The sequence below is a fragment of the Streptosporangium sp. G11 genome (assembly GCF_051192615.1).
Classification (GTDB): Bacteria; Actinomycetota; Actinomycetes; order Streptosporangiales; family Streptosporangiaceae; genus Streptosporangium.
Genome location: NZ_JBPJUQ010000005.1, coordinates 146,431 through 157,467, shown reverse-complemented (window position 1 = coordinate 157,467; position 11,037 = coordinate 146,431). Strand labels below are relative to the sequence as shown.

Genomic DNA, 11,037 nt, shown 5'->3' with positions numbered 1-11,037 from the left:
GGCTCGGGCCGGTGCGGGGGCCTCAGGCCAGGCTGAAGCGGACCTCGCGGGTGGCCGGGTCGGCGCGCGTCAGCCGCACGCGTACGGTCTCGCCCAGCGGGAGCCCCTCGCCGTCGCAGCGGGCCACCACCGCCGGGTCGGTGACCTGCACCTGGCCCCACGGCCGGTCCTCGGCCACGTCGATCACCACGGCGTCGAACGTCTGGCCCACCCGCTCGCGGAGGACGAAGGCCTCCACGAGGTCCACGCACGCCCGCTCGACACCGCCGGCGCGACGCCCGGTGGCGTGCATGATCTCGGGCAGCTCGCCCATGGCCCGCTGAATGTCCTGCGGCACCGGCTCGCCCGCCGCGATGGCCAGGCAGATCTCCGTGGCGTAGCGGTCGATGAGGCGGCGCAGCGGGGCGGTCACGTGCGCGTACGGCGCCCCCACGGCGGCGTGCTCCGCCTGCGCGGGCGGCTCGCCGTTGAAGGCGACGTATCCGGCGCCGCGCAGCAGCACCGTCGACTCCTGCAGGAACGCGGCCTGCTCGGGGATCTTCGGGTCGAGGGAGTGCACGACGTCGCCGTACCCGGCGCCCTCGGGCCAGGGCACGCCCAGAGCGGCGGCCACCCGGCGGACCTGGGCGATCCTCTCCGCGGGGGCGGGCGGCAGCACCCGCAGCAGGCCGATCTCGGCGTCCAGCATCATGGAGGCGGCGGCCATGCCCGTCAGCAGCGAGATCTGCGCGTTCCACGCCTCGGCGTCCAGCGGGGCGCGCAGTTCCACCCGGTAGCCGTCGCCGTCGGGGACGACCTCCTGGTCGGGGGTGGGCAGCGTCACGCCGCCCCTGGCCCGCTCCTGGGCGAGCCTGAGCCGGCCGATCTCGGCCAGCAGCCGCAGCGTGCCGTCGGCGGTGCCGGTGTCGATCGCGGCCTGCGCGTAGTCGTAGTCGAGCCGCTCGCGGCTGCGTACCAGCGCCCTGGTCACGTCCGCGCCCACGATCCGGCCCTCGGCGTCCAGGTCGACGCACCACAGCGCGGCGGGCCGCGTCACGCCGGGCAGCAGGCTGGCGGCGCCCTCGGACAGGACGGGCGGGTGCAGCGGCACGCGCCCGTCGGGCATGTAGACCGTCTCGCCGCGGGTACGGGCCTCGGCGTCGATCGCGCCGCCGGGCCTGACGAACGCCCCGACGTCGGCGATGGCGTACCAGACGCGGTAGCCGCCGGGCTGCTCCTCCAGGTGCACGGCCTGGTCGAGGTCCATCGCTCCCGGAGGGTCGATGGTGATCAGAGGCAGGTCGGTCCGGTCGAGCCGGGGCAGGGCGGGCACCTCGGCGACCCACTCGGCCTCGTCGACCACCGCCCGGGGGAATCCCTCGGGCAGTTTCATCTCACGGCGGATCCGCTCGAAACCGTCGTCGAGCCGCGGATGGGACTCTCCGGGCACCCGGATGCTCTTGTGAGGCACAGGGAGCAACCTACCGGCTCGCGGCGGGCCACCTCACCGGCCGTTCGGGGTGACGGTGACCGACGCGGCCGGGGACCAGGTCAGGGCCCGGACAAGGAGGGCGGGAGCGGGAAGACCGGACCGGATGGTGGTGCGGGCGGAGGTCAGAGCGCGGAGGTCAGGCGCTCCAGCGGCCCGGACAGGCCGTAGCGCTCGCTCAGCGCCGCCAGGGCCTCCGGGTCGCGGGGCTTGGAGGGAAGCGCGACGTCGACCTCGGGAAGGGGGGCGTCGCGGGCGACCTGGACCACCCCGGGGGCCACCCGCAGATAGTCGCGGGCCGCCGACAGCCTGGCGCGCTGCCCCGCGGTCAGGTCACCGCCTCCCTCGCCCCCGTCGACGGCCCGCAGAAGCGCCTCCAGCGAGCCGAACCGGGTGATCAGGGTCGCCGCGGTCTTGTCGCCCACCCCCGGAACGCCCGGCAGCCCGTCGCTGGGGTCGCCGCGCAGGGTGGCGAAGTCGGCGTAGGAGCGGCCGGGGACGCCGTACTTCTCGGTGACGGCGGCCTCGTCGACCAGCTGGAGGTTCTTGACCCCCCTGGCGGTGTAGAGGATCCGGACCGGCCTGGAGTCGTCGACCAGCTGGAACAGGTCGCGGTCGCCGGTGACGACGTCGACCTGGCCGCTCGCCCGCGCGGTGAACGTGCCCATCACGTCGTCGGCCTCGTAGCCGGGAACGCCGACGCGGGCGATGCCCACCGCGTCGAGCACCCGCTCGATCACCGGCACCTGCGGAACGAGAGTGTCGGGGGTCTCCTCGGCGCCGCCCTCGGCGACCCGGTGGGTCTTGTACGTCGGAATGGCCGCCACCCGGAAGTCCGGGCGCCAGTCGGCGTCCATGCAGGCGACGAGTTCGGCGGGGGAGTGCCGCCGGACCAGCATGGCGATCATGTCGATGACGCCGCGCACCGCGTTGACGGGCATTCCGTCGGGTGCGGTCATCGACTCGGGGATGCCGTAGAAGGCGCGGTAGTAGAGGGAGGGGGTGTCGAGAAGCATCAGGCCGGGCATGGCGACCATTTAATCAATCAGCCGAGCACGCCGATCGCCAGAACGCAGGTGTCGTCCTCGGGGTTGGGGCCGCCGATCACCTCGATGAGCCGGTCGAGCCCCTCGTCCAGGTCGCCGCTCAGCAGGGCCGCGGCCTCCATGACCAGCGCCAGCCCCTCGTCGATGTCGCGGTTACGCCGCTCCACCAGCCCGTCGGTGAACAGCAGCAGGAGATCGTTCTCCCGCAGCTCGACCCCGGCCATCTCGTACGGCTCGTCGGGGGTGGCGCCCAGCAGGACCCCGGCGGGCGGGGCGAGCTGAGTGGCCGTTCCCTCGCGGACCAGGATCGGCGCCAGGTGTCCCGCCCGCCCCCAGGTGAACATCCTCGTGGCCGGGTCGAGGTGGCCGACGACCGCGGTCGCCGTCGTCTCGGGCATCCGGTGCAGCACGAGGTCGTTGAGCCAGGCCAGCAGCCTGTCGGGGGAGTGGCCGGTCATCGCGAGGCCGATCAGGGCGTGGCGCAGCTGGGCCATCTGGGAGATCGCGGGCATCCCGTGCCCGGACACGTCGCCGATGGCCAGCAGCACCTTGCCGTCGGACAGGGGAACGGCGTCGTACCAGTCGCCGCCCAGGCCCGGCCTGGCCCCGGCCGCCACGTAGCGGACCGCGATGTGCGCGTGCGGCAGGTCGATGGTGTCCCCCAGTCCCGGCATGATGGCCTCACGCAGCGCCATGCTCATGTCGTGCTCCTCCGCGACCTGCTCGCGGACCCGCAGCAGCGTGCTGCGCGACTCCGACATGATCCGCTCGGCGCGGCGGCGGCAGGTGATGTCCTGGACGACGCCGTGCACGATGGGACGCCCGCCGGTCACGACGGGGTCGAGCACGACGCGCAGGTGGCGCAGCTCGCCGTGGCGGCGGATGCGGAACTCGGTCTCCCCGCCCCCGGCCCGGTGCACGACGGACCACAGCAGCCGGTCGAGGTCGGGCCGGTCGGCCGCCTCGACGTGACCGGCCAGGTCGCGCAGGTGGATCGGGCCGTCGCCGGGAGCGCGGCCGAATATGGTGTACGCCTGGTCGGACCAGCTGGCCTCTCCGGTCTGGAGATCCCACTCGGTCCAGCCCATCTCGCCCATGCGCTCCGCGTGCGCCAGGCGTGCGGTTAAGAGTTGTCGCTCCACGGCCATGTGCTCGTCCGGCTCGCCGCGCGACCGCTGCGCCATCTCAGCGGCGGTCGACGAGGTCGGACCGGTCACCTGGTCGTTTCGTGGGTGGAGGGGTGGCTGGTGGCCGCCCACTACGCCGACCATGTAGCTCGCTCTCGAAATGTGTGGCTTTACGGATATTTTGCCAACAAAATGTGATCGTACTTCAACAGATTGTAGTGGTGGGGGCGTCCTCGTGCCTTCCTTTCCCTGACTTTCGGTTCCCGGGCGGGGCCCGGATGCGTCGTCGTTCCGGCCGGGATTAGATTGGTCGGCGTGACGACGGAGTCCTTTGATCTCTATCCCGTGGCCCGCCTGGCCGCCGCCCGCGAGGCGGCCGCCGCCGCCGGGCTCGACGCGCTGCTGCTCACGCCCGGCCCCGACCTTCGCTACGTGACCGGTTACGAGGCGTTGCCGCTGGAGCGGCTCACCTGCCTGGTGCTCCCGGCCAGGGGCGAGGCGTTCCTGATGGTGCCCCGACTGGAGCTGCCGGCGGCCGAGCGCTCCCCGGCGTCGCGGCTCGGCGTCGAGTTCGTCCCCTGGGACGAGACCGACGATCCGTACGCCGTCGTCGGCGGGCGCCTGGGCCGGGTCCGCAAGGTCGGCCTCGCCGACCGGATGTGGGCGATGCAGTCGCTGCGCCTGCGCGACGCGATCCCAGGCGCGGAGCAGGTGCTCGCCGGGACCGTCCTGCGCGGGCTGCGGATGCGCAAGAGCGCGGCCGAGGTGGCGGCGCTGCGCGCGGCGGGCGCCGCGATCGACGCCGTCCACGCCCAGGTGCCCGGCTTCCTGCGGGCCGGCAGGACCGAGCGCGAGATCGGCAGGGACATCGCCGAGGCGATCACCGCGGCCGGCCACTCCACCGTCGACTTCGTCATCGTCGCCTCCGGGCCCAACGGCGCCAGCCCGCACCACGAGCTGTCGGACCGCGTCGTCCAGGAGCGCGAGCCGATCGTGGTCGACATCGGGGGCCAGATGCCCGACGGCTACTGCTCCGACTCCACGCGCGTCTACGCCATCGGCGAGCCTCCGGCGGGCTTCCTGAAGTACTACGAGGTGCTGAGGCGCGCCCAGCAGGCCGCCTGTGACGCGGTGGCCCCCGGGGTGTCGTGCGAGGCGGTCGACGCCGCCGCGCGGGACGTGATCGCGGCCGAGGGCTACGGCGACTACTTCATCCACCGCACCGGCCACGGCATCGGCCTGGAGACCCACGAGGAGCCCTACATCGTCGCGGGCAACACCGAGCCGCTGGCGCCCGGTTTCGCCTTCTCCGTCGAGCCGGGCATCTACCTGCCCGGGGCCCACGGCGCCCGCATCGAGGACATCCTCGTCTGCACCGACGAGGGCGGCGAGCGGGTCAACCACCGCCCCCGCGAGCTGCTGGTCGTCTAGCGGCTCCCAAAGGGCCGCGCACGGTCGTGGGTCCTCCCGGCCGCGAGGCGGCTCGTACGGACAACTCGTGCGGGCAGGTCCTTGCGCGGTCGCGGCCGGATCGTGCGGTCTCGCATGGGCGGGTCCCCGCGCGAGCACGGTCGCGGTCCCACGGGGGCGGCCCTGTGGGCGCGGACGCGGATACGGGCGCGGGCCGCGTGGCCGCGCCCGGGCGGCGGGTGCCAGAATCGGGATGGCCGGTGACCCCGGCCGCCCTTTCGTCGTCCGCGCCGGGGCTCCGCGCCGGGACCTGGAGCACGCGGACGCGACCCCCTCCCCGCGAACCCTGGGGCGGGGTCTCCACGCTGGAAGGACTCAGATGACCGTTGAGCGCGTTCTGCCGACCGGCGACGCCTATGACCTGCTGGACCTGGTCCGCGACCTGATCGGCAAGGAGGTCGCGCCCCGGGCCGCGGCCGACGAGTCCGCCGGGCGCTTCCCCAGGGAGGTGTTCACCACCCTCGGCCGCGCCGGGCTGCTCGGCCTGCCCTACCCCGAGGAGCACGGCGGGGCGGCGCAGCCGTACGAGGTCTACCTGCAGGTGATCGAGGAGCTCTCGGCCAGCTGGCTGGCCGTCGGTCTCGGCCTGTCGGTCCACACGCTGTCGTGCTTCCCGGTGGCCGCCTACGGCACCGCCGAGCAGCGCGCCGCGCTGCTTCCCGAGATGCTGGGCGGCGAGTGGCTGGGCGCGTACTGCCTGTCGGAGCCGCAGTCGGGGTCCGACGCCGCCGCGCTGACGACCAGGGCGGTTCCCGGTGACGGCGGATCCACCGGCTACACCGTCGACGGGGTGAAGGCCTGGATCACCCACGGCGGCGTCGCCGACTTCTACACGCTGATGGCCCGGACCTCGGCCGACGGGGCGCGCGGCATCTCCTGCTTCCACGTGCCCGCCGGGACGGAGGGGCTGTCGTTCGGCGCGCCCGAGCGGAAGATGGGGATGAAGGCCTCGCCGACCGCCCAGGTCCGCTTCGACGGGGTGCGGCTGGCGCCCGAGGCCCTGCTGGGCTCCGAGGGGGAGGGCTTCCGGATCGCCATGGCCGCCCTGGACGGCGGCAGGCTCGGCATCGCCGCCTGCGCCGTGGGCGTGGCCCAGGCCGCCTTCGAGACCGCCACCGCGTACGCCGCCGAGCGCCGCCAGTTCGGCTCGCGGATCATCGACTTCCAGGGCATCGGTTTCATGCTCGCCGACATGGCCACCCAGATCGCCGCCGCCCGCGCCCTCTACCTGGACGCCGCCCGGCTGCGCGACGCGGGCCGGCCGTACGGCACGCGGGCCGCGATGGCGAAGCTCTTCGCCACCGACATGTGCATGAAGGTCACCACCGACGCCGTCCAGGTCCTCGGCGGCTACGGGTACGTGGAGGACTTCCCGGTCGAGCGCCACATGCGGGAGGCCAAGGTCCTGCAGATCGTCGAGGGCACCAACCAGGTCCAGCGCCTGGTCATCGGCCGCGCCCTCGCCAAGGACGCGGAGAACGCCGCACGGTGACGTCCACGCGCCGGTGACCCGCCGCGTGGTCCCCGGCGGGCGGTCCGGGCCGCGGGAGCGCGTGGTCCCGGCGTCCGGGCCGTGGGAGCGTGGTCCCGGCGGCGGTCCGGGCCGCGGGAGCGCGCCGTCTCCCGGCCCGGACGCCGTGTCAGAGCCCGTACGCCTCCAGCAGCCGCAGCCAGATCTCGCTGACCGTGGGGTAGGACGGCACGGCGTGCCAGAGCCGGTCGAGGGGCACCTCGGCGACGACGGCGATCGTCGCGGAGTGCAGCATCTCGCCCACGGCGGGGCCGGCGAAGGTCACCCCGAGCAGGACGCGGCGCCGCTCGTCCACGACGGCCTTGGCCCTGCCCCGGTAGCCGTCGCCCTGGAGATAGGCCCCCGACACCCTGCCCAGGTCGTACTCGACCGTGCGGACGTCGAACCCCTCGGCGCGGGCCTCCGCCTCGCTCCGGCCGACCGAGCACACCTGCGGGTCGGTGAAGACCACCTGCGGCGCGCCGTACGTGTCCGCCAGGTCGCGCAGGCCCGGCAGGTCGTCGGGCTCGCCCTTGGCCCGCGCCGCGATGACGTCGCCGCACACCCGCGCCTGGTACTTGCCCATGTGGGTGAGCAGGGCGCGGCCGTTGACGTCGCCCACCGCGTACAGCCAGCCGCCGGAGACGCCGGTCGCGCGCATGCTGTCGTCGACCTCCACCACGTGCCCGGCCTCCAGGCCGACGGTCTCCAGTCCGAGGTCGCCGGTCGCGGGACGCCTGCCGGTGGCCACCAGCAGCTCGTCGGCCTCGACGGGCGGGCCCTCGGACAGGTGGACCGTCACCGGGCCCCCGGGCGTGGGCCGCTCGACCTTCGTCACCTGGACGCCCGTGCGCACCGTGATGCCCGCCTCGGCGAACGACGCGGCCACCAGCTCCCCGGCGAACGGCTCCATCCTGCCGAGCAGCCCGCCGCGCGCCAGCACCGTCGTCTCCCTGGCGCCGAGCCCGTGCATGGCCTGGGCCATCTCGCAGGCCACCACGCCGCCGCCCAGCACGGCCAGCCGGCCGGGCACGCTTTTCGCCGCCGTCACCTCGTGGCTCGTCCACGGCGACGCCTCCACCAGGCCGGGGATCGGCGGGACGGCCGCGCCGCTGCCGGTGGCCAGCACGACCGCCCGCCGGGCGGTCAGCGTGCGGACCGAGCCGTCCTTCGCGGTCACCACGACCCGTCTGGGGCCGTCCAGCCGCCCGTGCCCGCGGACGAACTCCGCCGGCACGCTCCTGATCCACTCGACCTGGCCGGTGTCGTCGAGGTGGGACACCGCCTCGTCGCGCCGGGCGAGCACGGCGTCGGTGTCGATCGGGCCCAGCGTCAGGCCGGGCACCCGGGCGACCTCGGCGGCCAGCTCCACCGGGCGCAGCAGCGCCTTGCTGGGGATGCACGCCCAGTAGGAACACTCGCCGCCCGCCAGGTGCCTCTCGACGATCGCGGCGCTCAGCCCTCCCCGGACCGCGCGGTCGGCGACGTTCTCACCCGCGGGGCCCGCGCCCACAACCACCACGTCGAACTCGTCCGCCACGACTTACCTCCCAGAGAGAACCTGCCCGTCGACCGCACGCCGCCCCCGGCGACGTGGGTCGTACCAGCTTCGCATCCTCCGGCCGAGGCCGAGGACACGCCCCGGGACACCGGCGGGTCCCGGCCGGAGCCGCCCGTGGGCCGCGTGCGCGGGGTACGGGCGGCTCCGGCCCCGCCTCACGCCTCCGACAGGCGTTCGGTGAAGAGCGTCACGGGCCTTTCGAGCTTCACGCCGTCCACGACGATGTCGACGACCTCGTTGTAGAAGGCGACGTGGTCCCTGATCCTCTCGGCGGCCGGGATCGGGTCGGGGTAGGCCCACGCCACTTCGGCGGGGACGGACCCGCCCTCGCGCAGGGACCAGTAGGACGCCACTCCCTTGTACGGGCAGCGGGTGCCGGTCGCCGTCGGCTCGAACAGCTCGAAGTTCACGTCCTCCGGAGGAATGTAGTAGCGAGTGGGCAGGCCCGTCTCGAACAGCAGCACCGGGCGCCGGGTCTCCGCGACGACCCTGCCGCCGATCTCGACCCTGACGTGCCGCGAGCTCGGTACCGGATCGACCCGCTTGTACGGGTCACGGGGATGGACGAAGATCTCCTCCTCCTCTTCGTACCAGTGTTCGAGCACCTCGCCGTCGTGCTGGAACCACTCGAAGGCGATGTGACCGGGCAGCGCCGGATAGCTCCACGCGGTGTTCGCGACGGTCTCGCCGCCGATCACCAGGTCGTAGAAAACCGTGGATCCCTCGTGGGTGCCGGTCGCCGGGTCGGCGGCGGGGCGCAGCAGGTCGGAGCGGACCTCGGCCTCGGGGAACGCGTAGCGGGGCACGGGGTGCGACGATTCCCAGACCAGGACCGGGTTGCGGCTGTCGACGACGGTGACGTCGCCCCTGATCCCGCGGACCCAGCGCTCGCTGGGCTCCCAGTTGAACGTTCCTGACGCGGGCACGGCCTACGCCTCCGCGAGTTCCGCGAGTTCCGCGACGTACGGCCTGCGCTCGCGCCAGGCCGCGATCTGGTCGGGCCGCCCGAAGACCCGCAAATACTCCTCGACCTGCCCGCCGGCCTGGTCCCACAGCAGCTCCGGCTCGAAGTCGGTGCCCTCAGGGCCGACGAACGGCTCCAGCGGCTCGATCACCGTGTCGAGGCTGGGGTGCCAGAAGACGCCCGTGGAGCGCCGGGTGACCGTGCCGCCCGCCACGACGCGGTGCCGTCCGGGGCGGAGCCGCCCGTTCGTCCACTTGGTGAGGATGTGGCCGGAAAAGACCTGCAGGGCTCCGGGCACGATCGGCACCGGGATCCAGCTCCCGTCGGGCGCCTGCCCCTGCAGCCCCGCGTAGTCGCCGCGCTGGTGCAGCACGGTCAGCGCCGAGCCGTCGGCGTGCTCCAGCAGGAGCAGCTTGTCGTCGTCCGTCCCGGTGTCGCCGTGCGTCCAGGTCGGGTAGTCGTTGACGACGAAGCTCGTGTAGTACGGGCGCCCGGAGATCGGGAACGTCGACAGGGGCACGTCGAGCACCCTGCTGTAGAGGTCGAGCACCCGCTCGGCCACGCCGACCGAGGCGTCGTGGTAGAGCCTGGTCACCGCGGCCAGGCCGGGCTCCTGCGGCGGCCAGACGTTGGGGTGGGCGTACAGCTGCGCGTACTCCTCCGACAGCCCCGCGGCCTTCGCCTCCTCGACGGTGTCGAACTGGCCGATGTTGAAGCGCTCCAGCTCCAGCCGCCCGAAGTCGTCGGGCCACTGCCGCCAGCCCCGGTAGGGGTGCCCGGTCGGGCTGGCCAGCTTGGCCTTCTCCTCCCTGGGCAGGGCGAGGACGCGGCCGATCCGGTCGTGGAAGTCGTCGATCAGCTCGGCGGGGACGCCGTGGTTGACGACCTGGATGATGCCGACCTGCTCGGCCGCCGCGCGCACCGAGGCGATCAGCTCCTCGGGGGCCTCGTCGCTCAGGGCCAGTTCGAGGTCGATGACGGGGATCTGGGCGGTCATGCGTTTCTCCCTTGGATCGTGTCGAGCACTTCGCGCAGCAGCCCGGCCAGCTCGGCCGGGTTCTCCGCCGTGACGAGCCGGGCCGACGGCACCCGGCGCAGGAGTTCGCCGGCGGACGCCTCGCTCAGGCGGCCGCCGGTGGCGGGGCGTGCGAGCAGGATGGGCACCTCGTACCCGGCGAGGACCTCCAGCTGCTCCCAGAGGGTCTCGTCGTCGAGGTGCGCCGCCGCCTCGGCGGGCAGGTTTCCCAGGTGGTGGCGCCAGGTCCAGGTTCCGTCGGACTCCTCGACGGTCTCGTAGCGGACGTCGGCGACCAGGTCCTCCTCGGCGGCGTCCGGCCTGGCCCGCCTGAGCCAATCGAGCGCCTCCTCCCGGGAGGTGTGACGGCCGGGCGCGGTGCCCGGTTCTCCCGGAGCGCCGGGGAGGGTGTCCACCAGCACCAGGGCCCGCACCAGGTCGGGCGAGCGGGCGGTCAGCGCGATCGCGGTCAGCGCGCCGAGACCGGCGCCGGCCACGACCTTCGAGGCGGGGGCGAAGGACCGGATGGCCTCGCTCACCGCGGGGGCGAGCCTGCGCGGGGAGTAGACGCCGTTCCCCCGCCAGCCCGACCGGCCGTGGCCCGGCAGGTCCAGCGCCAGGGCCGGGCGGCCGAGCGCCAGCAGCAACCGGTCCCAGGAGCGGGCGCTGCGGCGCGCCTCGTGCAGCAGGACGATCTCGGCCGGGCCGGTGTCCCAGGTGACGCCGCTGACGTGGCCGCCGCTGACCACGGTGACCCAGCGGCGCTGGATGCGGTGGGGGTCGGGTCCGGGCAGGCCGAGGCTCTCGGCGAGCTCGGGCAGCAGGGCGAATTCCTGTTCGGGTACCGCGAGTTTCGATGACATTGGGGCCTCCATG

General features: G+C 73.8%; 9 protein-coding genes. 2 read left to right on the top strand and 7 right to left on the bottom strand.

The annotated features are described in order from the left end of the window. Window positions 1–22 precede the first annotated feature (22 nt). From ACSDR0_RS07575 to ACSDR0_RS07565, 3 genes are all read right to left on the bottom strand, one after another. Window positions 23–1,450, bottom strand: coding sequence for an RNB domain-containing ribonuclease (locus ACSDR0_RS07575; protein WP_435288025.1), 1,428 nt, complete (start codon window positions 1,448–1,450; stop codon window positions 23–25). A gap of 143 nt (window positions 1,451–1,593) precedes the next feature. Further along, window positions 1,594–2,496, bottom strand: coding sequence for a 5'-3' exonuclease (locus ACSDR0_RS07570; protein WP_435288024.1), 903 nt, complete (start codon window positions 2,494–2,496; stop codon window positions 1,594–1,596). Window positions 2,497–2,513: 17 nt separating this feature from the next. After that, window positions 2,514–3,731 (bottom strand): PP2C family protein-serine/threonine phosphatase, encoded by a 1,218-nt coding sequence (locus ACSDR0_RS07565; protein WP_435288023.1) that lies wholly within the window; start codon window positions 3,729–3,731, stop codon window positions 2,514–2,516. A 225-nt stretch (window positions 3,732–3,956) separates the two neighbouring features. Here ACSDR0_RS07565 and ACSDR0_RS07560 point away from each other — a divergent pair, with 225 nt between their 5' ends. Both ACSDR0_RS07560 and ACSDR0_RS07555 read left to right on the top strand, forming a co-directional pair. After that, window positions 3,957–5,072, top strand: a complete 1,116-nt coding sequence (locus tag ACSDR0_RS07560; protein WP_435288022.1) for a M24 family metallopeptidase — start codon at window positions 3,957–3,959, stop codon at window positions 5,070–5,072. Between the two features lie 358 nt (window positions 5,073–5,430). Continuing rightward, complete coding sequence (locus ACSDR0_RS07555; RefSeq protein ID WP_435288021.1) at window positions 5,431–6,603, top strand: acyl-CoA dehydrogenase family protein; 1,173 nt, start codon at window positions 5,431–5,433, stop codon at window positions 6,601–6,603. A gap of 148 nt (window positions 6,604–6,751) precedes the next feature. Here the strand turns inward: ACSDR0_RS07555 and ACSDR0_RS07550 are convergent, their stop codons facing one another. The 4 genes from ACSDR0_RS07550 to ACSDR0_RS07535 all read right to left on the bottom strand — a co-directional run bounded on the left by ACSDR0_RS07550 (window position 6,752) and on the right by ACSDR0_RS07535 (window position 11,024). Continuing rightward, window positions 6,752–8,161 carry a dihydrolipoyl dehydrogenase family protein gene (locus ACSDR0_RS07550; protein WP_435288020.1) on the bottom strand — a complete coding sequence of 470 codons (1,410 nt, stop codon included), beginning with the start codon at window positions 8,159–8,161 and terminating at the stop codon, window positions 6,752–6,754. Between the two features lie 176 nt (window positions 8,162–8,337). Continuing rightward, window positions 8,338–9,108, bottom strand: a complete 771-nt coding sequence (locus ACSDR0_RS07545; protein WP_435288019.1) for a DUF427 domain-containing protein — start codon at window positions 9,106–9,108, stop codon at window positions 8,338–8,340. Between the two features lie 3 nt (window positions 9,109–9,111). After that, window positions 9,112–10,143 carry a 2-oxoglutarate and iron-dependent oxygenase domain-containing protein gene (locus ACSDR0_RS07540; protein WP_435288018.1) on the bottom strand — a complete coding sequence of 344 codons (1,032 nt, stop codon included), beginning with the start codon at window positions 10,141–10,143 and terminating at the stop codon, window positions 9,112–9,114. Beyond that, entirely contained in the window at window positions 10,140–11,024 is an 885-nt protein-coding gene (locus tag ACSDR0_RS07535) for an alpha/beta fold hydrolase (protein WP_435288017.1), read from the bottom strand. Before ACSDR0_RS07535 ends, ACSDR0_RS07540 begins: the two co-directional genes overlap by 4 nt. Window positions 11,025–11,037: the final 13 nt, after the last annotated feature.